The organism is Bacillus sp. OxB-1 (assembly GCF_000829195.1).
GTDB lineage: Bacteria > Bacillota > Bacilli > Bacillales_A > Planococcaceae > Sporosarcina.
Map to the genome: position 1 here is coordinate 2285038 of NZ_AP013294.1, position 23699 is coordinate 2308736.

Here is a 23699-nt window from a genome sequence, read left to right on the forward strand (position 1 = left end):
GCGAAAAGCAGACTTTGCATGTTCATCTTATATTTTCGGTATCACCAACCCCCTCCGCGCATACGTTGTATAAATCAAACCCTAACTGGAGGGGAGATATTGGACATCTTACACAGATTGAGAAGTTATCGGGAAGAAGAAAACAGCTTAAAGTGGGAAGGGACGTTCGCGGAATATCTGGAGATTGTCAAAGCAAGGAAAGAAGTGGCCCAAACTGCTCACTCGCGTGTCTATCATATGATTAAAAATGCGGGCACCACGGAAAAAGAAGGGCATCGGGAGCATCATTTTTTCAGTAAGGAAATTTTCGGGCTGGAAGAGGCGGTCGACCGTCTCGTGGAAGAGTATTTCCATCCGGCGGCCAAGCGGTTGGATGTACGGAAACGGATATTGTTGCTCATGGGGCCGGTCAGCGGCGGGAAGTCGACGATTGTGACGTTATTGAAACGAGGGCTGGAACAGTATTCGAAGACGGACGAAGGGGCGGTCTATGCCATTAAAGGCTGCCCGATGCATGAAGATCCGCTGCATTTGATTCCTCCGGAGTTGCGGGAAGAGTTTTACGAGGAGTATGGCATCCGGATCGAAGGCAGCTTGTCGCCGCTCAATACGATGCGGTTGGAACAGGAGTATGGCGGGCGCATCGAGGATGTCATGATCGAGCGGATCCTCTTTTCGGAGGATCGGCGTGTCGGCATCGGGACTTTCACCCCGTCCGATCCAAAATCGCAGGACATCGCCGACTTGACGGGCAGCATCGACTTCTCGACCATCGCGGAATACGGTTCGGAGTCGGACCCGCGCGCCTACCGGTTCGACGGCGAGCTGAACAAAGCGAACCGCGGTATCATGGAGTTCCAGGAAATGTTGAAGCTCGATGAAAAGTTCCTCTGGCATTTGCTGTCGTTGACCCAGGAAGGGAACTTCAAAGCGGGCCGCTTCGCCCTGATCAGTGCGGATGAGCTTATCGTGGCCCATACGAATGAGACGGAGTACCGGTCCTTCATTGCGAATAAAAAGAACGAAGCGCTTCACTCGCGGATCATCGTCATTCCGATCCCGTACAACTTGAAAGTGAGCCAGGAAGAGCGTATCTATGAAAAGATGATCCGGGAGAGCGATATGTCTCATGTCCACATCGCCCCGCATGCGCTGCGGGTGGCGGCAATCTTCTCCGTGTTAACAAGATTGAAAGTGTCGAAGAAGCAAGGCATCGATATATTGAAGAAAATGCGGTTATATGATGGCGAAAGCGTGGAAGGGTTCAACCGCGTCGACGTCGAGGAATTGAAGAAAGAATACCAGGACGAAGGGATGTCCGGCATCGATCCGCGCTATGTCATCAACCGGATCTCGTCCGCCATCATCCGCAAGGAAGTGCCGTCCATCAATGCGCTCGACGTGCTCCGTTCATTGAAGGACGGATTGGACCAGCATGCATCCATTTCGAAGGAAGACCGGGAGAACTACTTGAACTATATCGGCATCGCCCGCCGGGAATACGACGAAATGGCGAAGAAGGAAGTCCAGAAGGCGTTCGTCTATTCGTATGAAGAATCCGCGAAGACGCTCATGGACAATTATCTTGATAACGTCGAAGCATTCTGCAATAAAAACAAGATCCGCGATCCGTTGACAGGGGAAGAGATGAACCCGGACGAAAAGCTTATGCGCTCGATCGAGGAACAGATCGGCGTCTCCGAAAACGCGAAAAAGTCGTTCCGGGAAGAAATCCTCATCCGGATCTCCGCCTATGCGAGGAAAGGGCAGCGGTTTGATTACCGATCACATGACCGCCTGCGCGAAGCGATCCAGAAAAAGCTGTTCGCCGACTTGAAAGACGTCGTCAAAATCACGACATCGACCGCCACGCCGGACGAATCGCAATTGAAGAAGATCAACGAAGTCGTCGCCCGGCTCATCGACGAATACGGCTACAACTCAACCTCTGCCAACGAACTGCTTCGTTACGTGGGAAGCTTGTTGAATCGATAATTACAGATAAGTACTTCATGTCAGCAATAAGACCTTTATTCCATATGGGGGGAAAAACAAGACTGTTTGTCCGAAGTCTTGTTTTTTCATAACTTGATGTGACGAGCCGTCAAGAAACGCTTCTACAGTGCATAGGATAAGGTACTAAATACAATCGGATGATAGATGGGTGTGGATAAAATGGATGAAAAGCACAATGACCGTTTTGTCGTCTCACAGGAAAACTGGTCCCTCCATCGGAAAGGCTTTCAAGATCAAAAACGGCATATGGACAAAGTGAAGGAAGCGATCCAGAAAAACTTGCCGGATTTGATCAGTGAAGAAAGCATCATCATGTCGGATGGCAGCGACATCATTAAAATTCCGATCCGCTCCTTGGATGAATATAAGATCCGCTACAACCATGACAAATCGAAGCATGTCGGGCAAGGGAGCGGTGACAGCCAAGTCGGCGATGTCGTTGCGAAGGATGGGTCGAAAAAAGCGGGGGAGGGTCCCGGCGAAGGGAAAGAAGCGGGGGATAAGCCGGGTCAGGATTATTACGAAGCCGAAGTGTCCATCGCCGAGCTGGAACAGCTTCTATTCGACGAAATGGCGTTGCCGGATCTCGAAGAGCGGGAACAGGCCGATAGCACGACGGAGAAGATCGAATTCAATGATATCCGGAAAAAAGGGCTGATCGGCAATATCGATAAGAAGCGGACCATTCTTTCCGCCATCAAGCGCAATGCGTTGCTCGGCAGCGCGGTCATCTCGCCGATCCATAACGATGATCTGCGATTCAAGACGTGGGATGATGTGCAAAAGCCCGAGTCGAAAGCGGTCGTCCTTGCAATGATGGATACGAGCGGTTCGATGGGCAACTTCGAAAAAAGCATCGCCCGGAGTTTCTTCTATTGGATGACGAAGTTTTTGCGGTCGCAATACCAGTCGGTGGAGATCGAATTCATCGCTCACCATATCGAAGCGAGCGTCGTGACGGAGGAACAATTCTTCACGAAGGGGCAAAGCGGCGGGACGAAATGTTCCTCTGCCTACCTCAAGGCGCTGCAATTGATCGAAGAAAAATACAATCCGTCACGCTATAATATTTACCCTTTCCATTTCTCGGACGGGGAGAATATGTCCAATGATAATAAGCTGTGCTTGGAGCTCGTCGATGAGCTGATGAAGATGTGCAATATGTTCGGCTATGGAGAAGTGAACGAACATCGCCGCTACTCAACGATGATGTCCGCGTTCAAGACGATTGAGCATCCGAAATTCCGACATTATATATTGAAGGAAAAACAGGATGTCTACCACGCGTTGAAAAGTTTCTTCAAAAAAACGGCGGAGGGGGGAACGGATTGACGGACCATTTGGAGCTGTCTCGCGCCATTGACGAAATCACGGAAATCGCGACGGGGTTCGGCCTCGATTTCTATCCGATGCGCTACGAGATCTGCCCGGCGGAAATCATTTACACATTCGGCGCTTACGGCATGCCGACCCGGTTCACCCATTGGAGCTTCGGAAAGCAATTCCATAAGATGAAGCTCCAATACGACCTCGGACTCAGCAAAATCTATGAACTCGTCATTAACTCCGATCCGTGCTACGCCTTTCTGCTTGATACGAATAGTTTGATTCAGAATAAGATGATCGTCGCCCACGTTCTCGCCCACTGCGATTTCTTCAAGAACAACGTCCGTTTCTCTAACACGAGGCGGGATATGGTCGAAAGCATGGCAGCGACGGCCGAGCGGATTGCGGATTATGAATTGATTCATGGGAAGGAAAAGGTGGAACGCTTCCTCGATGCGGTGCTCGCCGTCCAGGAGCATGTTGATCCGACGCTCATGAGGCGAAAGCCGCGGGAAGAAGAGTCGGAGGATGCGTCGGCTCCACGGAAAACGCCGTACGATGATTTGTGGAATTTGAATGGAAGCGAAAAGGCAAAGAAGCCGGCCGCGTCCAAACGGCTGAAAATTCCGTTGGAGCCGGAAAAAGACATTCTGCTTTTCATCTTGGAACATAGCCGGGAACTCGACGAGTGGCAGCGGGATATTCTGACGATGCTGCGGGAGGAAATGTTGTATTTCTGGCCGCAGCTCGAGACGAAGATCATGAATGAAGGCTGGGCGACCTATTGGCATCAGCGAATTCTGAGGGAGATGGATTTGACCCCGTCGGAGACATTGGAATTCGCGAAGTTGAATGCCAGCGTCATCCAGCCATCCCCGACGTCGATCAACCCGTACTACCTCGGGCTGAAAATTTTCGAGGACATTGAAAAACGGTATGATAACCCTTCGGAAGAATTGCAGAAATTCGGGGTCCGACCCGGTTCCGGCCGGCGCATGCTGTATGACGTCCGCGAAGTGGAATCGGACAGCTCGTTCATCCGCAATTACCTGACGAAGGAATTGATCGAGCAGGAGGATCTGTATATTTTCCAGAAGCAAGGCGCCGAATATAAAATCAGCACGAAGGATTTCGAGGAAATCCGCGACCGTCTCGTATCGATGCGCGTCAACGGCGGCTTCCCGTACATCGTCGTCGAGGATGGAGACTATTTGCGCAACGGTGAATTATACTTGAGGCACCAGTACGAAGCGACTGAACTCGACCTGCCTTATTTGGAAAACGTCCTCCCGTACCTCCATCAACTATGGGGCCGGATTGTCCATCTGGAAACGATCGTCAACGAAAAGCCGATCGTCTACTCTTACGATGGACGGAAAGTGTACCGTCGGACGAAGGAAGCGTGAGGAGTGAAAATGTAGCCAGTTGACGATTTAGAATCGTTGACTGGCTATTTCAGAGGAAAGCGTTTCCGCCCTTTTGTTTTCCGTGTGCTGGGATAAAAGGTATAATGAGGGATAAATGGATAGGCGGAGAAAGGAAGAGGAGCGTGGACTTTGAAGAAATCCCTAAAGTGAGACCGGACTGTTTCGGATTCCTATTAATCTTTTTCGGGGTCATGTTATGTATTTTTATAATGGCACTCCTTGGCTGTATGGCTATACATATAGCGTATTATGGGAATAATACTACCGATATTTTTTGGACGTTATTCATTTTTACGGCGCCAGCCATTTTTACAATGGGCCTGATGATCTTTCTCTACACCTTTATTTTTAAAAGATTTTATTTACCGAAGCCTGTTTTTTCCGCACTGAAAGAGATCATGAGTTATGTAAGTGTTTTCTCCCTTGCGATTGTCAATGCAGTTGCTACCTTTTATGTACATGACGACAAAAGTTCGAATGGGGGATAACCAATTTCTTTCTGGTTGCCGAGTTGGAGCGATTTTTTGTGTTGTCCATCCGGAACTCCTTCTAGCTGATGAACCTACCACCCATTTGGATACCGATCATATTGAATGGTTGGAAAAGAAGTTCGGTGAATGGCAAGGAGCCTTGCTCATCGTCTCGCATGATCGCGCTTTTTTAGATGCCCTTTGTACGAAAATTTGGGAAATCCAAGATGGCGCGATAACCGAATATACCGGAAACTATAGCGACTATATGGAGCAGAAAAAGGTCGCTCGGCAACAACATCAGGCCGCCTATGAAAAATATGAAAAGAAGAAAAAGCAGTTGGAAGATGCCCAGAAGCTGAAAGAGAAGAAAGCGGAACGAGCCACGAAAGCACCGAAGAAAATAAGTTCCTCCGAAGCAAGGATAACTGGCGTCAAACCGTACTTCGCCAAAAAACAAAAGAAGCTGCAAAAAACTGCGAAAGCGATTGAAACGCGACTGGAAAAGCTGGAGAAGGTAGAGAAGAGGAAGGAAACCGCCCCACTGAAAATGGATGTAGTCAATGAAGAAAACTTCAAAGATCGGATCATTCTCCGAATCGAGAATGTAGAAGGGAAAATAGGAGATCGGCTTCTTTGGAAGAAAACGGGTTTTTACGTCCGTGGCGGGGATAAATTGGCGATTGTCGGCCCGAATGGCAGTGGAAAAACAACGTTTCTCCGAAAGCTCGTTCAGCAAGATCCCGGTCTGCTCTTTTCACCTTCCGTGGAATGGGGTTATTTCAGCCAACATGTAACTATTCTGGATGTAGAAAAAACGATCATCGACAATGTCCAGTCCTCTTCGAAGCAAGATGAAACGCTCATCCGGACAGGCCTTGCGAGAATGCACTTTTTTGGAGAGGACGTCCATAAGCCGGTCCACGTATTGAGCGGTGGGGAGCGGGTGAAGGTTGCACTCGCTAAACTCTTTTTAAGTGATTGCAATACACTGATATTAGATGAACCGACGAATTTCTTGGATACCGCAGCCGTGGAAGCATTGGAATCCCTACTGAAAGACTATGCAGGCAGCGTAATCTTCGCTTCCCATGATCGGCGCTTCATAGAGGAGGTGGCTAACCGGATTGTCGTCATCCGCAATCAAGAAATGGAAGTATTCGAAGGGGATTGGCATCACTATCAGAACATGCCGGCCCCGTCGCAAGGCACTGATCAGGATCGGCGGTTGCTGTTGGAAACGAAAATTTCTGATGTATTGAGCCGCTTAAGCATAGAGCCCTCACCGGAGCTGGAACACGAATTCCAAAAGCTATTGAAAGAAAAAAGGGAACTGGACGGATGAAGATTATTGAAAGTCCTCTAGAAAAAAGGCCGCAGCATTGAGTAGCTGCGGCTCTTTACGATTACATTTCTTCAAAAATTCCATCCAGATCAGGGTCCTTGGTCAACAGCCCCGTCTCCAGCATCCAATCCGCCATCACTTTCCATGTTTCCGCATCCTGTTCTCCGAATGTCTGCGGTGCTTTCATTTTCGGAAGGAGGATGGACAGGGATTCCCGTTCCACTTCTTCCACAAGCGGGAAGTTCGCTTCATCTTGATGTTTCAATAAAGTCGCCAAAGCTTCTTCCGGATCGTTTTCCATATCGGCAAATGCCTTGCCAGCGGCCCGCCAGAACGCCCGGATGTTGTCCTGCTCCTTTTCCCACGTCTCATCGCTCGTCACGACCACGAGTTCATAAAATGACGGGACGCCGTAATCAGTCGGATCGATATACCCTGTCGAAAAGCCCTCATGCTCCAGAAGCGGCACTTCGTGGTTAATATACGCGCCAATGACGGCATCCGCCTTCTCGGAAATCAAAGAGGAATTGAGCTCAAAGCCGACGTCGACCATATCCACTTTGCCGAAATCGGCGCCATCCGTCGTCATCATCGTCTCGAGCATCGCTTCATTCAACGGAATTCCCGTATACCCGACAGTCTTGCCTTCCAAATCCTTCGGGCTGGCAATGCCACTCTTCCCTAGAAAAGCGACATGGTTCAATGGGGAACGGACAAGCGCCCCGACGGATTTGATGCCAATGGACTGCTCCGTCTTCGCAATGAGCACATCCGGCTGGTACGTGATGCCGAGCGTCACTTTGCCGGCAGCCGCCAAGTTGATCGGGTCAGACGGATTGGCCGGGAATTGGATGTCCAGCTCAATCCCTTCCGCTTCAAAATACCCTTTGTCTTGCGCGATGTAGAGAAAGCTATGCACCGCGTTCGGATACCAATCCAACATGATGCTGACCTTTTGATTTTCCTCTTTCGTTTCGCTGCATGCACCTAGCAATAGCATGAGCATGACGCTAGCGAACAACCCGATCCATTTTTTCAATTTCGAGACCTCCACTGTAGTAAACGATTTTCAATGAATGAAACAGTTATGAATAATATAATTCCAATGCCCGTCAACACGAGAATCGGGGCAAATACAGCCGCCCCGTCAAACTGGGTCATCATGCGCCGGCTGAAATAGCCGAGGCCCGCTTGCGCTCCGAGCCATTCCCCGATGGCCGCCCCGATGACACTCAACGTCACCGCAATCTTCAGGCCTGAAAAGAAATGGGGGAGAGCGGCCGGCACGGAATATTTCCAAAAAATATCCCGGGGCGCGGCCCCCATCGTCCGGAATAATTCCCGGACTTCTTTTTGCCCGGACGCCAACCCATCGAAGGTGTTCACGGTAATCGGGAAAAATGTGATCAATACCGCAACGGCCACTTTACTCCAAATCGTATAGCCGAACCAGAGGACGAAAATCGGTGCGAGCGCGATGACCGGAATCATCTGCGAAGCGATGAGCAACGGATAGACCGCTTTCTGCACAGCCGGCTTGGCATGCATCCAAACAGCCATCGCGGTCCCCATGCCGATCGATAAGCACAGCCCGATGACAATGACCGCAAACGTCACAGGCAAATGCTTGAAGAGCAGCACTTCCTTCAGCTCCCATAACCGGACGACGATCTGCATCGGCGACGGCAGGATGAAAGGTTTCGCCAACAGCCGGGCGCCCGCTTCCCAGACGCTGAACAGGATGACGACGATGAGGGCAGAAGAGGCGTTTTTCATAGCGCCACCTCGGTTTTCAGCTTTTCCAGCAATTGCTCCTTGAGCGCCAAGATGGCAGGCTCATGCAAATCTTTTCGCGTCCGGGGCCTCGGTAATGGCACGACGATTTCCTCCAATGAAGTGACGGGCCGGTTTTGGAGCATAAAAATCCGGTCCGACAGGAAAAGCGCTTCTTCCACGTCATGCGTGATGAACAGAATTGTCGATTGTTGCATGTCCCATTGCCGGAGCAGCCATTCCTGCATCGCCAGACGGGTGATTGCGTCAAGCGCGGAAAACGGTTCATCGAGCAACAAGAGCGGGCTTCCGGAGAGGACGGCACGCAAAAAAGCGACGCGCTGTTTCATGCCGCCTGAAAGCTCAGCGGGGTATTTATCATCCGTCCCCCCGAGACCAAATTGGTCCAATAAAGGCAAAACCCGTTCACGGGCCGCCCGTTTTTTCATTCCCGCCAGTTCGAGCGGAAGGGAGGCGTTTTCTACGATTGTGCGCCACGGCAACAGCAAGTCCTGTTGCGGCATATAGCCGACATTGCCAAGAAGCGGCTCGTCTTCTTTTCCATTGAAAACGACCCGGCCGGCCGATGGGACCGCAAGCCCCGTTGCCAGCCGGAACAGCGTGCTTTTCCCCGAACCGCTCACCCCGACAATCGAGATGAATTCACCGGGGTGCACGTGGAAGCTCAAACGGTCCAGAATAGTCGCTTGACCGTCGTAGCTGAAGGAAACATCGTCAAACTTGAGCATGGCGGGTTTCGGATCCGGGCCACATCTGTTTTGAATTTGCCATATCCCAGAACATGTACTCAAAGCGGGTCGTATTCAAGAAGATTTCCTCCAACCGTTCCAGCTCATGCTCCGGCTTGCCTTCCGCATACTGATCCATCAGTTCGATGCACCAAGACGCCAGTTCCCCGAATTCTTCGGAAGCGTACATGCGGATCCAATCTCCGTATAGCGGATGATCCGCCGCCCCCGGAATGGCATTCAGCTCTTTCCCGATCTCCCAATAGCTCCAAGCGCACGGCAGCAGCGCCGCAACCACTTCCGCCACGGTGCCGTTCTGGCAGACATGCAGCATATAGTGGGTGTACGCGAGCACGATCGGGGAAGGCTGAGCGGACTCCAGCTCCTCCTCGGAAATGCCGAACCGTTTCGCATAGTTGCGATGGAGTTCCATCTCCGTATTCAGCGTGCCGTCCAACAAAGAAGCGAATCGTCCCATCGTCTGCAGATCGCTCGCCTTCACGGCACCGATTGCAAACACTTTCGCGTAATCCATTAGGTACAAATAGTCCTGCACCATATAGAACCGGAATTTATCCGGATCCAATGTGCCTTCCCCGATTCCCTGGACAAACGGATGCGCGTGATTCTGCCTCCATATCGGCAACGTCTTCTCATGCAATCGATCTGTGAATTTCATTTCTCAACATCCCCTTTTACTTTTTTCCAAATAAAAAATCCACCTCTTGAAGAAGAAGTGGATGGATGACTTATGGAAACGCACCTGTACACAGACGGGCTGAATCATACCTCTCAACACCTCTTCCTTACGCCGGCACGATCCGGTTCAAGTTATAAGGGTTAAGGCGAATGCCTCTCTCAGCTCGTTGCGAGCACCCCTAGCGGTGAATCTATGAAATTGGCTTGCCCTATTATAATCATATAGAGATTGAAAGGTCAAATAAGTGTAAAATCGGAACAGCCCTCCGCATCGATCGGATCGGGCGCGGATGGCTGCATCGACTCTTGGAAACTATGTTAATACATCTTCATATACCGTTCCAATTCCCATGGGTGAACCGTGATCCGGTAGCTCTCCCATTCCACTTTTTTCGCTTTCATGAAGTTTGCGCAAATATGGGAGCCGAGAGCGTCCTGGATGACTTCATCTTCCCCGAGAGCGATGAGGGCGTGGTCCAGATCGGTCGGCAAGGTGCCGATGCCGAGTTCCGCCAGCTCCTCGGGTTTCATTTCATAAATATTGCGGTCGACCGGCTTCGGCGGTTCGAGTTGCCGTTTGATGCCGTCGAGGCCCGCTTTCAAGATGGCCGCCATGGCGAGATATGGATTCGCGGAGGAATCGACGGAACGGACTTCGATCCGCGTACTCATGCCGCGGGAAGCGGGGATCCGGATGAGCGGGCTCCGGTTTTGCGCCGACCACGCGATGTAGCAAGGTGCTTCATAGCCTGGCACGAGCCGTTTATAGGAATTCACCGTCGGGTTGGTGAGGGCGGTGAAACCTTTGACATGGTCGAGGACCCCCGCCATGAAGTGATACGCCGTGTCGCTGAGCTTCCGTTCGCCGTTTTCATCAAAAAATACATTTGCCCCGTCTTTGAATAAAGACACATTGCAGTGCATGCCCGATCCACTGACGCCATACAACGGTTTCGGCATGAACGTCGCATGCAGACCATGTTTCCGTGCCATCGTCTTGACGACGAGTTTGAAAGTCTGAATATTATCGCAAGCCGTCAACACATCCGCATATTTGAAATCAATTTCGTGCTGGCCGGGGGCAGCCTCGTGATGGGAAGCCTCCACTTCGAAGCCCAATTCCTCCAACTCAAGAACGATATCACGACGGCAATTTTCCCCGAGGTCCATCGGGGCCAAATCAAAATAATCGCCATGATCGTTCAATTCCATCGTCGGCTGCTTGTTCGCATCCAGTTTGAACAAGAAAAACTCGGGTTCGGGTCCGAGATTGAAATCGGTGAACCCGAGTTCCTTCATTTCCTCGATGACGCGCTTCAAGTTGCCTCGCGGATCGCCGGGGAACGGTGTGCCGTCCGCTTGCGACACATCGCAAATGAGCCGTGCCACCTTGCCGCTGCCGGAAGGCCAAGGAAAGACCATCCATGTATCCAAATCCGGGATGAGGTACATATCCGACTCCTCGATCCGGACAAAACCTTCAATCGACGACCCGTCGAACATCATTTTATTGTCAAGTGCCTTCTCAAGCTGGCTGACGGGAATCTCCACATTTTTAATGATGCCTAAAATGTCGGTGAACTGCAGGCGGATAAAATTCACATGTTCCTCCTTCACAAATCGCCGAATGTCGTCCTTGGTGTAATTCCTCATCATGCCACTCTCCTTTTCTCTAACATTTTTCTATAATAAAACAAGAGTAATACCATTTTCAAGAATTTTTTTCAATAAAATAACAGAAATTATTCTTCACCTAAGTGAGGGGGAATTCATATACATAGGAGGGGAGGAGGCAGAGGAAATGGTTTCATTGACACCGATAATCCTGGACGGCCATGCGTTCACCGCCACAACGGTCCGTCTACCGAAAACCACGTTGCTGACTGTTTCGAACGAGGTGGGGTATATCATGTGCGGCGCACTCGACGTGGAGCTGCTCAACACCCTGCTGATCGACCGCCGAATCATCGCAGGCCGCGCCGTCGGGGTGAAAACGATCGATCAATTGCTAAAAGCCCCACTCGAATCGGTCACAATCGAAGCGGAACGTCTCGGCATCCATAAAGGGATGAGCGGGGAAGAGGCTTTGTTGAAAATGGTGTAAATCAACAGCTCCCGGAGAGATGGACCTCTTCCGGGAGCTGAATTTTGTGATTGTAAGGATATTGCGGGCCCTTACAGTTTGCTTCCGGGCCAGGAGAGTTCGGGTGCTTGCCCTTACAGTTTGTCGGTTTGCCATGAGAGTTTCCCCGGGCCCTTGCAGTTTTCCCACGCCTTCCCCCAACTAACACCAATCCCCCAAATCGTACATAAACTAAAGCAAAGCAAGGAGGTTGGTCGATGAAAAAAGAACAAGCGTCGCCGAGGAAGCCACAACCGTCCCGGGCGAAATGGCGGTTCATTGAAATAATCGGGTTGTTGCTCGTGGTGGCGTCATGCGTCATCTTACTCGCCGTGCCGGATTCGCTTTCCGGATTCTTCAATACAATCATCGGTGAAGTGAAGCCGATTGTCGTCGATGTTTTCCTCATAAGCGAAGTGGGGATCGCCATCATCATCAGTGTCATTTTTGGCCGGTTGCTGGAGAGGCTCGGATTCACGGACGGGTTGATCCGCCTCTTCGTTCCCGTCATGAAACGGTTTCGCATCAACCCATCTGTCATCGTGCCGAGTGTCTATAATATTCTGGGCGATATCAATGCTGCTGGGAAGATCGCCGGCCCGATCCTCGTCAAGGCGAAGGCGACGAAGGCTGAGCAGAAAATCGCCATCGCAACGATGATCCAATCGCCGCAATCGTTCGCGACATTGGTATTGGGACTCATCGCTTTATCCGCATTCGGCATTCAAGCGTTTCCACTCATCCTGCTCTCCATCTTCCTGCCGATCATCCTTGTCCCATTTCTGTTATCCAAAACGATTTACCGGGATACGAAAAAAGTGGACTTACAGCACCTTCCGCGGTTCACACCGAACACAAGATTTCTTCACACCATTTTCGCATCCGCGAAAGAGGGGGCGGAGCTGCTTTTCTTACTGATCATCCCCGCGGTGGCGGCTGTCTTTTTCTTCATCGGGGCATTCAAGTTTTTCGGCATCTGGGGCGCCATCGAATCGGGCATGACGGCAGCGCTGACTTTCCTGAACATCGAACCTACGACGGGCATCGTCTCCATCCTGGCTGCACCGACACTCGCTGTCGCACAACTTGCCGATCTGACCGCCGCGATTGATCCGAAACTGATCGTCGGCTCATTCGTCCTTGCCAATTCCGGCTTGCCATTATCGGTCATCTTCGGCCAAGTGCCGGTTACCTGGTCTGAAATTTCCAGTCTAAATGAAAGGGAAGCATTGACGGCAGCGATTGTCGGAACGATCATCCGCCTGGCAACCGCCTGGATTTTAGCCACTTTCCTCACGCCGTTCCTGCTAGGATGATGGGATGAATCCAACCTATCTCGTCACAGCGAAAAAACTAGTGACCGTCAGTCCACTCGGAACTGTTCGGGACGGAGCGATGCGGGTCCGAAACGGGAAAATCACCGCAATCGGCTCAGCTGTCGAATTGGCTGAACAATATCCGAACGATCCTCTATTGGACTATCAAGATTCCGTCATCACGCCTTCCTTAGTCGATTGCCACACTCATTTGCTGGAATTCGCTCCGACGATGTTGTTTCCGGTTACACCCGAAACCCATTTCCTCGCCGGCAGGGCGATCTTGTTCAATGCGTTGCAATCAGGCATTACCGCACTTGGCGAACAGGTTTGCGGTCACCCGCACTGTGACTTTGCCGTGGAGGACTATCGCCATGCCGTTGCCGACCTTCCCCTCGATATCACCTTTGCGACGACGAGCATTTCCATCGGGTTTCCGGAACTGGCCCATTATAGCGCCATCACACGATCGAAAGCGATTTTAAAATCCGACCTTGTCCATCCGCAATTAATTACAGAAATTGCAATGGCAAGCGAGTTTCCGGGCGAAAATATCTTCATCAATGCCACTCCGGCTAACTTTACACGGGATAAGGTTCCCCGAGCGGGAGAGATTATCTATTCTTTGGAAGAAATGCAGCGAATCACTTCCATTTATCACAAGCTCGGCAAGCGGATCGGCGCGCATGTAGCGGGGGAGGAAGGCATCCGAAGAGCGCTCGAATCGGGGATCGATGTCCTGCATCATGCGCATGGGATTACGGAGGACTTAGTGGAGGATGCGGTGAAAAGAAGAGTGGCTGTCGTGGCGACGCCGCTCGGGGGCACCCATTTGCCGCCCAATTCACCGCAGGAAATCGTTGGATTGGCCGAGAAGGGAATCCGTGTCTCCATTTCGACCGATGCGTATCTTCCTCCTTATCCGGGTGTGCCGTGGCTTCCGTACACTGATCAATCACCGCGTGGGCCGGAAGAACTGATGCGGGTCGCACACCCGGCGATGGCACTCCTGCAATCGCGTCAATTGGACGAAAATGAAATACTCGCCATGCTCACCGCCCATCCGGCCGAAATACTAGGAAAGGGGGATCGGTTCGGGAAGCTGGAACCCGGAATGGACGCCAATTTCCTAGTGGCGGACGGAGTACCTGGCTTGGACATTACGGATGCCAGTCAAATCCAGGCTGTGTTTTTCAAAGGAAGGAAAATGATCCAAAGGACCCTGTAACCGGCAGGCGAAAATCGCTGCCGGTTTGCCGGAAAACATATTTGGACAGGCCAAACCGAATACGTTATGATGGAATCAGTTAGCAGGTGCTTCCAATTTTGAGAAGGTGGGATACGCAGTTGGCTTGGCTTTATGTATTATTTGCCGCGATTGTCGAGTTGTTTTGGGTGATCGGCCTCCGTTACTCCGATTCGGTTTTGGAGTGGAGCCTGACAATTATCGCCATCGTATTCAGTTTTTATTTCATCATCAAAGCTTGTGAGAAACTGCCGTCCGGCACGGTGTATGCGGTATTCACCGGATCTGGGGCCGCTGCGATTTTCCTCATCGATGCCGTGTACTTCCAATCGGATTTTTCTTGGATCCAGGCGGCATGCGTCGGGCTGATTATCCTGGGAGTCGTCGGGTTGAAGATGGCGGATTCCGGGGGAGATGCGGCAACCGGGGGTGATGTGTGATGGCTTGGCTCTATTTGGTCATTGCCAGTTTCGGAGAGATTTTCGGTGTCATGGCCATCAATCTGTACAATCAAAAGAAGTCGTTATTCCGGCTTTTTTGGATTGCAGCCGCATTCGGTTTCGGTTTCCTGTTCCTCTGGCTTGCCATGCGGGACATTCCGATGGGCACTGCCTATGCGGTATGGACCGGACTCGGAGCAGCGGGGACAGTGCTTATGGGGATTTTCGTCTTCAAGGAACCGGGGAATTGGAAGCGGCTCATGTTTTTATTGCTCATCATTTGTGGTGCGGTCGGGTTGAAAATATTCAGCTAATCACTGTATAAAAGGCCGTCCAATTAAGACGGCCGGGGGAGTGCACATGAAATACAAAAAGTTTGCTGGCAACTTCTTGATCAATTTTCCGAAGATCCTTCAAGGGGTGCTCAATATTTCCCTTGTCCTATTGGCGATTGTCCTATCGATTCTATTAGGGAAGGAACTCTTCGTTTTCATCGAAATTTTGATGGAACAGGAGAGCAATGACTACAAACTTTTCTTGGCGCATATTCTGATTTTCTTCCTCTACTTCGAGTTCATCACGATGATCGTCAAGTATTTCAAGGAAGATTACCATTTCCCGTTACGGTATTTCATCTATATCGGCATTACGGCGATGGTCCGCTTAATCATCGTGGATCATGGCCATCCGATGAACACGCTATTGTATTCGCTCGTGATTTTAGTATTGATCATCGGCTACTTCATCATGAATATCACACCACGCGACCGTCCGGAGAGCAGGTGGTTCTTCAATCGGGATCCCTGACTTATTTCGTAGCCAGAAAAGCGGGTTCGTCCATCGGCAGTTTCGAGAAGTCAGAAATGACGCCGTCCGCGCCGAATCGCTTCGCCTTGGCGAATAACTGGGTATCCTTTTTCGACCAGACGAGCACTTTTCCGTCATGCTTATGGACTTGATCCACCACTCTTTTGTTCACATAGGATACATTGAAATTGATGTAACTTGCGAAAGAGGTCAATTCTTTAAGCGTTTTGGAGGATGGTAAAAAAGGTGAGGGATTCATGAGGACGGCCACTTCGACTTCGGGAAGAAGCGCATGCACTTTCCGCATGGAATCTACGTCAAACGATTGAATGATGATACCGCTTACATCCGGAAAGGCAGTCAATGCCTCCACAACTTTTTCCTCGATACCCGGATATTGATCGGGCTTTTTAATCTCGATCAACAATCCAGCTTCCCCATAAAACTCTTCCAGCAACTCACCGAGCGTCAGAATCGTTTCACCCGTATAGACTGGGTCGAATGAACCACCGACATCCAATTCCTTCAGCTCAGCCAACGTCAGGTCTTTGACGAATCCTTTGCCATTCGTCGTGCGGTCGACCCGTTCGTCATGAATGATCACCGGTTTGCCGTCTTTGGATAGATGAACGTCGAATTCCAGAAAATCCGCTCCCATTTCAATGCCTTTGCGGAAGGAAGCTTGAGTGTTCTCCGGTGCGAAACCGGAGGCGCCCCGATGCGCGACATTAATCAGGTTGGCAGGGATATCAGGCCGGGAGGATCGATTGGTGAAGCCTATCAATAGACATACTACGAGACTACAGATCATGATAGTCAGGATTATTCTTTGCTGTTGTATTTTGTTCATGCCGTGTCCCCCCCTCATAATCGATTTTCGGTGAAGTATCCGAAAATTTCTACATTTGTTGAATAACTTAAATATAATAGATTCAAGTCTTTATTACCATAGATATAAAGTCCTAAAAGGCGAAAAACCTCTTTTTTTGTCGATTGTGAAGAGGCTACGCAATGCCGTGCATGTTTTTGATGAAGGTCGATTCGGATAGCTTTTCTTGTTCTATTATATGCTGCAATTTCATATTCTTGTAGTTGATTCTTCTATGATTAATAGGATTACTTTCTTGAATTTTAGGGAATATAAATCATATTGCAGTAAATTAAAATGATAAAGGGGAATTTGAATGATCTATCAAACGAGTATAAAGATGACGGTTGAAAATGGAGAAGGGAAAACAGACTATTTCTTCGAAGCGGAAGAGCTGGAACTCACGCAGGATTCCAAATTGCAAATCCGGAAAGAGGCGGGCAGGGAATCGGTGTTTTTTGAAACGGTCAAGCTACTCTATGGAATCGATAAAGACACCGACAGGCGAACCTTGTACCATATGGAAACGACAACCGAAACGCCGATCGATAAGGATAAGACATATTATGTCAGCCAACTGGATGAAATGAATCGGATGATCAAGTTTAAGGTATTGGAATAGGAAATGTTCTAACTTAAAACACAAAAACTCACCCGAAGGAGGTGAGTTTTTCCCCAAGCAAACCGCGGTCAATCTTCCAAATCCCCAAAGCGGTCGTCATACCCTCTTTGTAATTTGAAAATAGCGGCTTCGTTCCGATGAGTTTTATGCGACATGAAAGCCAGCTCGCCTTTGATATGGGAAAGCTCGCTTTGCACATGACTGGCATGTTCTTTCAATCCGACAATATCCCCGCGCATTTGGTGGAGATCCATCGACATGCTTTCGAGCTTGGCGTCCGTCTCTTCTTGCCGGTCGCGTAACGCGAGTGTGATCTCTTTTACTTCGTCTAAAGTGGTTAGTTTATTTGTATGTTCTGTCAATACATTTGTATGTTCATTCAATACTTTTGTATGTTCTGTCAATACATTTGTATGTTCATTCAATACTTTTGTATGTTCATTCAATACATTTGTATGTTCTGTCAATATTTGTGTGTGTACTTCCAATATTTTTGTGTGCTCATCCAATTGCCTTGTGTTAACATCCAATTGCCTTGTGTTAACATCCAACTGCGACTTGACGCCTTTTATTTCAACTAGGATTTGTTGTAGTAATTTTTCACTCATCAGAGTCTTCCTTTCGCTTAGTATTCTACTTATTGGATCAATACCTCGTCTGAGAAGATGGTGTTGGTGTAAGAACATCATACATAAAGGGATGGATGAAATGGTGGGTGACAGCAATGGAAAGAGAACGTCCCAGGCAGGAATTGAACCTACGGCCTGCAGCTTAGGAGGCTGCCGCTCTATCCGACTGAGCTACTGGGACAAGGATCTTGCTCAATAATTATAAACCTTCCCGACTTGTTACGCAATCCGTGGATTTTCAGGTGCCGCTGTTTTGGATTTCTTCGCCTCCTATGGAATAATGGGGGGCAGGAGGTAGAAAGCTATGAGAAAAATGATTTTTGGCGAACACGAACCGAATACGTTGCGCCAATTTGAAAATTGTTTGCAAATCGGGAATGTGGCGGGCGGTGTCTTGTGCGCAGATGGCCATTATGGCTACAGCCAACCCGTCGGAGGAGTGATTGTCTATGACAATCAGATTTCCCCGTCCGGTGTCGGCTATGATATCGCCTGCGGCAATAAAGCGGTGCGGACGAACTTGCAATATGAGGACATTAAAAACGATATCCCGCGGATCATGGACGCCATCGCTTCCCGGATTTCCTTCGGCATCGGCCGGAAGAATAAGGAGCGGATCGACCATGGCCTGTTTGACGACCCCGATTGGAATGTATTCCGGGAAATCGGTCAGCAAGAGCATGACAAGCTGAAGAAACTGGCGGTTGATCAGCTTGGGACGGTCGGGGCCGGCAATCACTTCGTCGATCTGCTCGTCGAAGAGAGGACGGGTGATGTCTGGGTGGCGAACCATTTCGGCAGCCGCGGTTTCGGACATAAGACCGCGAGCGGCTTCCTCAACTTGGCGAACGGTATGGCGTTTTCCACCGGGCGCCGGGTGAAAGCATGGAGCAGGCTCCGACCTTGATCGACCTCGACAGCGAATTGGGCGATTTGTATTACCGTGCGATGACGCTCGCCGGAAAATATGCGTACGCGGGACGCGACTATGTGATGGATGAAGTGTTGGCCATACTTGGTGCGGAATCCGAGTTCGAAGTGCATAATCATCATAATTTCGCCTGGAAAGAGATTCATAACGGCAAAGAGCGGATCGTCGTGCGGAAAGGGGCGACTCCTTCCGCGCCAGGCCAACTTGGGTTCATCGGCGGCAGCATGGGTGATATTTCGGTCATTGTCCGCGGGAAGGACAATGTGGAAAATGAAAACGCCTTTTACAGCACTGTCCATGGGGCGGGCCGGATCATGAGCCGGACCCAAGCCGCCGGGAAGATGAATTGGAAGAAACGGACCCGGACTGGCGGCCAAATCTCAACGGACATGATGGACAAAGCGGTGAAACGGTTCGGTGTCGAACTGCGGGGCGGCGGTACGGACGAAAGCCCATTCGTCTACCGGAAGTTGCAATCCGTCTTGGATGCCCATGAAGAAACAATCGATGTTTTGCATGTATTGAAGCCAGTTGGCGTCTGTATGGCCGGAGCCAATGAGTTCGATCCGTACAAGGATTGATCCCAAAGTCGCTGTTGACTTTTTCCAATTCTTCGTTACACTGTAATTGTTCGAACAATTTCATAGTGTTGAACTAGGGGTGTCCGGTTAGTCCGGACTGAGAGGGAGAAGCGTTTAAGTTTTCCTAACTCTTTGGACCTGATCTGGCTCGTACCAGCGTGGGGAAGTTTCGATTCATTATAAAGCATACATGGCGTATGTTTTGGAGACCGGGTCCGATTCATTTTGGATCCGGTCTCTTTGCGTTCATGCACGCGTTTCCCTTATGGCAAGAGTCATTGGTGCACCCGAAAAAAATGATGAGGGGACGATGACCAAATGAGTAAAGCGACAGAAGAAACACCGATTCACATCCATTCCTGTTTTCCGGCTAGCAAAAAGGTGTATATCCAGGGAAGCCGGGACGATATCCGGGTGCCGATGCGGGAGATTGAACTTTCTCCGACCATCACGGAGGACGGTGAATTTCCGAACGACCCGTTCCGAGTATATGACACGAGTGGTAAGTATACCGAACCGGGCTATGAAGTGGATATCCGGAAAGGACTTCCGGAACTCCGGAAAAACTGGATATTGGAACGTGGGGATGTCGAGGAATACGAAGGGCGGGAAATGAAGCCGGAAGACAACGGTTACACAGTAGGGAAGATGAAAGAAGATGAACGGTTCCCACTTCTGAAACGGAAACCGTTGCGTGCGAAAAAAGGGGAAAATGTCACACAGATGCACTATGCTCGGAAAGGGATCATCACGCCGGAGATGGAATTCATCGCCATTCGGGAAGGGATGGATCCGGAATTTGTCCGCACTGAAGTGGCGCGGGGGCGGGCGATCATCCCATCCAACATCAACCATCCGGAAGCGGAACCGATGATCATCGGCCGGAATTTTCATGTGAAAATCAATGCCAATATCGGAAATTCGGCGGTTTCTTCCTCGATTGGGGAAGAAGTCGAGAAGATGACATGGGCGACTCGTTGGGGCGCCGACACGATCATGGATCTGTCGACGGGTAAAAATATCCATACGACACGGGAATGGATCATTCGCAACTCCCCGGTGCCGGTCGGGACGGTCCCGATCTACCAGGCGCTGGAGAAGGTGAATGGGAAAGTGGAAGACCTGTCTTGGGAAGTGTTCCGCGACACTTTGATCGAACAAGCAGAACAAGGAGTCGATTATTTCACGATCCACGCAGGCGTGTTGCTGCGCTATATTCCGTTGACGGTCAACCGGGTGACGGGCATCGTGTCCCGCGGCGGCTCCATCATGGCGCAATGGTGCATGCTGCATCATCAGGAGAGTTTCTTATATACGCATTTTGAAGAGATTTGTGAAATTATGAAAACGTATGATGTGTCTTTCTCCTTGGGGGACGGCTTGCGCCCGGGCTCGATTGCCGATGCGAATGACGAAGCGCAGTTCGCCGAGCTGGAGACACTAGGGGAATTGACGAAAATTGCATGGGAGCATGATGTACAAGTGATCATCGAAGGACCAGGCCATGTCCCGATGCACTTGATCAAAGAAAACGTCGACAAGCAAATGGAAATCTGCCAAGAAGCGCCGTTCTATACATTAGGGCCGTTGACGACAGATATTGCACCTGCATACGATCACATCACCTCAGCCATCGGTGCAGCGATGATCGGCTGGTTTGGCACGGCGATGCTCTGCTATGTGACACCGAAAGAGCATCTTGGGCTGCCGAATAAGGACGATGTCCGTGAAGGGGTCATTGCCTATAAAATTGCAGCGCATGCTGCGGATTTGGCGAAAGGGCATCCAAACGCCCGGAAACGGGATGATGCGCTTTCAAAAGCGCGCTTCGAATTCCGTTGGAGGGACCAGTTCAATCTAAGCCTGGATCCGGAACGCGCCATGGAATATCACGATGAAACACTGCCTGCCGAAGGTGCGAAAGTCGCCCATTTCTGTTCCATGTGCGGACCGAAATTCTGTAGTATGCGAATTTCCCATGACATCCGGAAATATGCAGACGAGATTAGTTTGGAGGAAAAATTGGCGATCGAGCAAGGACTTCAGGAAAAAGCAAAGGAATTCCAAGGGACGGGCGGTTCCATATATCGTTGAAATTCCAATAGAGGGGAGGGGGTTTCATGATGGACGCGGACCGACTGATCCATGAAATTGCCGAGGGGGAACAACAGCTGTTTTTATTGAAACAGCAATTGAAAGACGTCCAGCAAAATTGCGTGCATCATTATATAGAAGAAAACGCCCATCGGGTTTGCACTAAATGTAAACGGATGGAAAGCTTACACTATTAAATATTTCTTCCGAATCTGTCAGTCCTAAACGGCTGGCAGATTTTTTATTTGAAAAACTTATTTCAACTTATTTCAACTTATTTCATAGAAAGATTTTTTAATATAAACTTGTTTATAATGCAGATGTAATCCTACCCTTTCTTGATATAATGAAGTGAGAAGAAAAGGAGGGGTTCCATGTTCACGAATGAGGAAATGGAAGCTGTGTATAAAGCCATCTATCAAAGAAGGGATATCCGTACATTTTTGCCAACGCCTGTGCCGGAAGAGAAGATCCATCGTATCCTGCATGCGGCCCATCATGCGCCTTCGGTCGGATTCATGCAGCCATGGAATTTCATTTTGATCGATGATTCGGAGGTCAAGGAGAAATTGGCTTGGGCGGCGGACAAGGAAAGACGGGCTTTGGCCATCCATTACGAAGGAGAAAAGGAGACGAAATTCCTCGGACTCAAAGTCGAAGGATTGAAAGAAGCGCCGCTCACCATCTGCGTGACGTGTGATCCGACAAGGGGCGGCTCCCATGTACTTGGCCGCAATTCCATACCGGAAACCGATATTCTCTCCACCGCGTGCGCTATCCAAAATATGTGGCTCGCCGCTTGTGCGGAAGGGTTGGCGATGGGGTGGGTCAGTTTTTATAAGAAGAACGACATCCGGGATATATTGGACATCCCGCCGCATATCGATCCCGTCGCATTATTGTCGATCGGCTATACCGAGGAGTATCCCGAAAAGCCGATCCTTGAACTGGCGAACTGGAGAAGCCGCGAGTCGTTGGAGCATCTGCTCTTCGGCAACAAATGGGGAAATGTGCAAAAAGCTTAAGTATGTTTCATCCGTGAATGGCGAATAATGTAAGGGTAGCATTCATGAAGGAGCGGATGGAACATGTTGAAACTGCAAACCAGCTTGGAAGGCAAGGCGGCCCTTTTCGGGGACGTCCAAGATAAATTTAGCAAGGACGGCTATCGGCTTGGCGGCAATTGGGATTACGACAAAGGGTGCTTCGATTCTGTGCTGAATCGCGAGGAAGGCGAGACGATCTACTTGCGGATTCCGTTTACAGTAGAAGAAGGCCGGCTTGATGATTACGGAGCGACCATCGCTTTTCAAACTCCTTATTTGATCAAGCATGTCGTCAACGTCGGGTTGGATCATGATGAAAGCTCGCTTCTGACTGCCTCTTTCAATCAATTCCAAGAGCCGGTCGAATCGGATGGCCACATCGAGGACAAAACCAAATGGGTTCACATCGGCGAACAAGCCGTCGAGCAGCTTTCCAATTATTTATGATAGGCCGACCACTCGCACTCTCTGCGAGTGGTTCATAACCTGAAAAAAGTTGAAAATTATACACCGATTACCGAGTCCGGATGTGATAAACTGTAGAATGGACTGAGGTAAAGGAGTGTAGTTTAATGATCAATTCCAGCATACATGAAAAACCGTTCAAGAAACGGAATTATAAACCGTTCATCGTCACGGTTTCGGTTCTTTTGATCGGTGCCATTGGAGTTCTATCCGGCATGCCGGGCGTGGAAGGGTTTGACGCGTTCGATGTCACCATCCTGCCGCTCATGAACGCCATTTTCAACAGTTTTACGTTTATATTCCTCGTTGCCGCTTTGATTGCGATTAAAAAGCGGAATATAACGGCCCATCGCCGTTTCGTCTACGCAGCGTTCGTGACGACTTCGCTTTTCCTTGTCACCTATGTGGCATTCCATTATTTGGCCTCCTCAACTTCATACGGCGGGGAAGGGATTTTGGCAGCGATCTATTATTTTGTGTTGATCACCCATATTCTATTGGCCGCAGCCATCGTGCCATTGGCGTTGACAAGCGTCGCCCGTGCCTGGAACCGGGAGTATGAGCGGCACCGGAAAATCGTGCGCTGGACGATGCCGATTTGGCTGTATGTCAGTTTTACCGGTGTTCTCGTCTATGTTTTAATCTCTCCTTATTATTGATGCCGAATCAGCCGCTATCCAGTGGCTGGTTTTTTATTTCAATCGGATGACGTTTGTTACGACTGTTA

Annotated in this window: 23 protein-coding genes, 1 tRNA gene, 2 pseudogenes and 2 riboswitches; of the genes and pseudogenes, 18 read left to right on the plus strand and 8 right to left on the minus strand. The window is 49.9% G+C overall.

Annotation, left to right across the window (positions count from 1 at the left end):
* Positions 1-99 precede the first annotated feature (99 nt).
* The 5 genes and pseudogenes from OXB_RS11180 to abc-f all read left to right on the plus strand — a co-directional run.
* Complete coding sequence (locus OXB_RS11180; protein WP_041074339.1) at positions 100-1995, plus strand: PrkA family serine protein kinase; 1896 nt, start codon at positions 100-102, stop codon at positions 1993-1995.
* A gap of 180 nt (positions 1996-2175) precedes the next feature.
* Positions 2176-3348: a sporulation protein YhbH gene (gene yhbH / locus OXB_RS11185; RefSeq protein WP_041076656.1), complete on the plus strand. Its 1173-nt coding sequence runs from the start codon at positions 2176-2178 to the stop codon at positions 3346-3348.
* Positions 3345-4748 carry a SpoVR family protein gene (locus OXB_RS11190; protein WP_041074341.1) on the plus strand — a complete coding sequence of 468 codons (1404 nt, stop codon included), beginning with the start codon at positions 3345-3347 and terminating at the stop codon, positions 4746-4748. Before yhbH ends, OXB_RS11190 begins: the two co-directional genes overlap by 4 nt.
* Positions 4749-4891: 143 nt before the next feature.
* Positions 4892-5257 carry a hypothetical protein gene (locus OXB_RS19010; protein ID WP_162483947.1) on the plus strand — a complete coding sequence of 122 codons (366 nt, stop codon included), beginning with the start codon at positions 4892-4894 and terminating at the stop codon, positions 5255-5257.
* A 52-nt stretch (positions 5258-5309) separates the two neighbouring features.
* Positions 5310-6584: pseudogene (gene abc-f, locus OXB_RS11200) on the plus strand (ribosomal protection-like ABC-F family protein); the annotation flags it as partial.
* Between the two features lie 61 nt (positions 6585-6645).
* On the opposite strand, the gene OXB_RS11205 reads toward abc-f, so the two are convergent.
* From OXB_RS11205 to glnA, 5 genes are all read right to left on the minus strand, one after another.
* Positions 6646-7623, minus strand: a complete 978-nt coding sequence (locus OXB_RS11205; RefSeq protein ID WP_041074345.1) for an ABC transporter substrate-binding protein — start codon at positions 7621-7623, stop codon at positions 6646-6648.
* Positions 7620-8360 (minus strand): ABC transporter permease, encoded by a 741-nt coding sequence (locus OXB_RS11210; RefSeq protein WP_041074347.1) that lies wholly within the window; start codon positions 8358-8360, stop codon positions 7620-7622. Before OXB_RS11210 ends, OXB_RS11205 begins: the two co-directional genes overlap by 4 nt.
* Positions 8357-9106 (minus strand): ABC transporter ATP-binding protein, encoded by a 750-nt coding sequence (locus OXB_RS11215; protein WP_041074349.1) that lies wholly within the window; start codon positions 9104-9106, stop codon positions 8357-8359. The genes OXB_RS11210 and OXB_RS11215 overlap by 4 nt, the downstream gene beginning before the upstream one ends.
* A complete protein-coding gene (gene tenA / locus OXB_RS11220) occupies positions 9093-9785 on the minus strand; it encodes a thiaminase II (protein WP_041074351.1) in 693 nt (230 codons plus the stop codon). The genes OXB_RS11215 and tenA overlap by 14 nt, the downstream gene beginning before the upstream one ends.
* Positions 9786-9892: 107 nt before the next feature.
* Positions 9893-9996: riboswitch (TPP riboswitch) on the minus strand.
* A 127-nt stretch (positions 9997-10123) separates the two neighbouring features.
* A complete protein-coding gene (gene glnA / locus OXB_RS11225) occupies positions 10124-11458 on the minus strand; it encodes a type I glutamate--ammonia ligase (RefSeq protein WP_041074352.1) in 1335 nt (444 codons plus the stop codon).
* Positions 11459-11606: 148 nt separating this feature from the next.
* Here glnA and OXB_RS11230 point away from each other — a divergent pair, with 148 nt between their 5' ends.
* The 6 genes from OXB_RS11230 (at position 11607) to psiE (ending at position 15736) form a co-directional block, all read left to right on the plus strand.
* On the plus strand, positions 11607-11909 hold the full coding sequence (locus OXB_RS11230; protein ID WP_041074353.1) for a YunC family protein: 303 nt from the start codon (positions 11607-11609) through the stop codon (positions 11907-11909).
* Between the two features lie 236 nt (positions 11910-12145).
* Positions 12146-13243, plus strand: coding sequence for a hypothetical protein (locus OXB_RS11235; protein WP_041074355.1), 1098 nt, complete (start codon positions 12146-12148; stop codon positions 13241-13243).
* Between the two features lie 4 nt (positions 13244-13247).
* Positions 13248-14471, plus strand: a complete 1224-nt coding sequence (locus OXB_RS11240; protein ID WP_041074358.1) for an amidohydrolase family protein — start codon at positions 13248-13250, stop codon at positions 14469-14471.
* Between the two features lie 119 nt (positions 14472-14590).
* The gene (locus tag OXB_RS11245; protein WP_041074360.1) at positions 14591-14929 is read left to right on the plus strand and encodes a DMT family transporter; all 339 of its coding nucleotides are present in this window, start codon (positions 14591-14593) and stop codon (positions 14927-14929) included.
* A complete protein-coding gene (locus tag OXB_RS11250; RefSeq protein WP_041074362.1) occupies positions 14929-15243 on the plus strand; it encodes a DMT family transporter in 315 nt (104 codons plus the stop codon). Before OXB_RS11245 ends, OXB_RS11250 begins: the two co-directional genes overlap by 1 nt.
* A 46-nt stretch (positions 15244-15289) precedes the next feature.
* Positions 15290-15736, plus strand: coding sequence for a phosphate-starvation-inducible protein PsiE (gene psiE / locus OXB_RS11255; protein WP_041074364.1), 447 nt, complete (start codon positions 15290-15292; stop codon positions 15734-15736).
* 1 nt (position 15737) lies between these two features.
* Here psiE and OXB_RS11260 read toward each other — a convergent pair whose 3' ends face one another.
* A complete protein-coding gene (locus OXB_RS11260; RefSeq protein ID WP_052483987.1) occupies positions 15738-16586 on the minus strand; it encodes a glycerophosphodiester phosphodiesterase in 849 nt (282 codons plus the stop codon).
* Positions 16587-16920: 334 nt separating this feature from the next.
* On the opposite strand from OXB_RS11260, the gene OXB_RS11265 reads away from it, so the two are divergent.
* Positions 16921-17226, plus strand: a complete 306-nt coding sequence (locus tag OXB_RS11265) for a hypothetical protein (RefSeq protein ID WP_041074367.1) — start codon at positions 16921-16923, stop codon at positions 17224-17226.
* A 68-nt stretch (positions 17227-17294) separates the two neighbouring features.
* Here the strand turns inward: OXB_RS11265 and OXB_RS11270 are convergent, their stop codons facing one another.
* Positions 17295-17834, minus strand: coding sequence for a hypothetical protein (locus tag OXB_RS11270; protein WP_041074369.1), 540 nt, complete (start codon positions 17832-17834; stop codon positions 17295-17297).
* A gap of 128 nt (positions 17835-17962) precedes the next feature.
* Positions 17963-18036, minus strand: a tRNA-Arg gene (locus OXB_RS11275).
* Between the two features lie 132 nt (positions 18037-18168).
* On the opposite strand from OXB_RS11275, the pseudogene OXB_RS11280 reads away from it, so the two are divergent.
* From OXB_RS11280 to OXB_RS11300, 6 genes and pseudogenes are all read left to right on the plus strand, one after another.
* Positions 18169-19367 (plus strand): annotated as a pseudogene (locus tag OXB_RS11280) (RtcB family protein).
* A gap of 65 nt (positions 19368-19432) precedes the next feature.
* A riboswitch (TPP riboswitch) is annotated at positions 19433-19549 on the plus strand.
* A gap of 136 nt (positions 19550-19685) precedes the next feature.
* On the plus strand, positions 19686-21461 hold the full coding sequence (gene thiC, locus OXB_RS11285; protein WP_041074371.1) for a phosphomethylpyrimidine synthase ThiC: 1776 nt from the start codon (positions 19686-19688) through the stop codon (positions 21459-21461).
* A 26-nt stretch (positions 21462-21487) separates the two neighbouring features.
* Complete coding sequence (locus OXB_RS18875; protein ID WP_158333685.1) at positions 21488-21658, plus strand: hypothetical protein; 171 nt, start codon at positions 21488-21490, stop codon at positions 21656-21658.
* Positions 21659-21835: 177 nt separating this feature from the next.
* Positions 21836-22486 carry a 5,6-dimethylbenzimidazole synthase gene (gene bluB / locus OXB_RS11290; protein ID WP_041074373.1) on the plus strand — a complete coding sequence of 217 codons (651 nt, stop codon included), beginning with the start codon at positions 21836-21838 and terminating at the stop codon, positions 22484-22486.
* 63 nt (positions 22487-22549) lie between these two features.
* Complete coding sequence (locus OXB_RS11295; protein ID WP_041074376.1) at positions 22550-22954, plus strand: YugN family protein; 405 nt, start codon at positions 22550-22552, stop codon at positions 22952-22954.
* A 125-nt stretch (positions 22955-23079) separates the two neighbouring features.
* On the plus strand, positions 23080-23631 hold the full coding sequence (locus OXB_RS11300; RefSeq protein WP_041074378.1) for a DUF420 domain-containing protein: 552 nt from the start codon (positions 23080-23082) through the stop codon (positions 23629-23631).
* Positions 23632-23699 lie beyond the last annotated feature (68 nt).

Excerpts from the sequence above, each read along its gene's own strand:
- yhbH (WP_041076656.1), top strand. The coding sequence starts at position 2,176 with ATGGATGAAAAGCACAATGACCGTTTTGTCGTCTCACAGGAAAACTGG.
- OXB_RS11210 (WP_041074347.1), bottom strand. The coding sequence starts at position 8,360 with ATGAAAAACGCCTCTTCTGCCCTCATCGTCGTCATCCTGTTCAGCGTC.
- OXB_RS11215 (WP_041074349.1), bottom strand. The coding sequence starts at position 9,106 with ATGCTCAAGTTTGACGATGTTTCCTTCAGCTACGACGGTCAAGCGACT.
- tenA (WP_041074351.1), bottom strand. The coding sequence starts at position 9,785 with ATGAAATTCACAGATCGATTGCATGAGAAGACGTTGCCGATATGGAGG.
- glnA (WP_041074352.1), bottom strand. The coding sequence starts at position 11,458 with ATGAGGAATTACACCAAGGACGACATTCGGCGATTTGTGAAGGAGGAA.
- OXB_RS11230 (WP_041074353.1), top strand. The coding sequence starts at position 11,607 with ATGGTTTCATTGACACCGATAATCCTGGACGGCCATGCGTTCACCGCC.
- OXB_RS11235 (WP_041074355.1), top strand. The coding sequence starts at position 12,146 with ATGAAAAAAGAACAAGCGTCGCCGAGGAAGCCACAACCGTCCCGGGCG.
- OXB_RS11240 (WP_041074358.1), top strand. The coding sequence starts at position 13,248 with ATGAATCCAACCTATCTCGTCACAGCGAAAAAACTAGTGACCGTCAGT.
- OXB_RS11250 (WP_041074362.1), top strand. The coding sequence starts at position 14,929 with ATGGCTTGGCTCTATTTGGTCATTGCCAGTTTCGGAGAGATTTTCGGT.
- psiE (WP_041074364.1), top strand. The coding sequence starts at position 15,290 with ATGAAATACAAAAAGTTTGCTGGCAACTTCTTGATCAATTTTCCGAAG.
- OXB_RS11260 (WP_052483987.1), bottom strand. The coding sequence starts at position 16,586 with ATGAACAAAATACAACAGCAAAGAATAATCCTGACTATCATGATCTGT.
- OXB_RS11265 (WP_041074367.1), top strand. The coding sequence starts at position 16,921 with ATGATCTATCAAACGAGTATAAAGATGACGGTTGAAAATGGAGAAGGG.
- OXB_RS11270 (WP_041074369.1), bottom strand. The coding sequence starts at position 17,834 with ATGAGTGAAAAATTACTACAACAAATCCTAGTTGAAATAAAAGGCGTC.
- thiC (WP_041074371.1), top strand. The coding sequence starts at position 19,686 with ATGAGTAAAGCGACAGAAGAAACACCGATTCACATCCATTCCTGTTTT.
- OXB_RS18875 (WP_158333685.1), top strand. The coding sequence starts at position 21,488 with ATGATGGACGCGGACCGACTGATCCATGAAATTGCCGAGGGGGAACAA.
- bluB (WP_041074373.1), top strand. The coding sequence starts at position 21,836 with ATGTTCACGAATGAGGAAATGGAAGCTGTGTATAAAGCCATCTATCAA.
- OXB_RS11295 (WP_041074376.1), top strand. The coding sequence starts at position 22,550 with ATGTTGAAACTGCAAACCAGCTTGGAAGGCAAGGCGGCCCTTTTCGGG.
- OXB_RS11300 (WP_041074378.1), top strand. The coding sequence starts at position 23,080 with ATGATCAATTCCAGCATACATGAAAAACCGTTCAAGAAACGGAATTAT.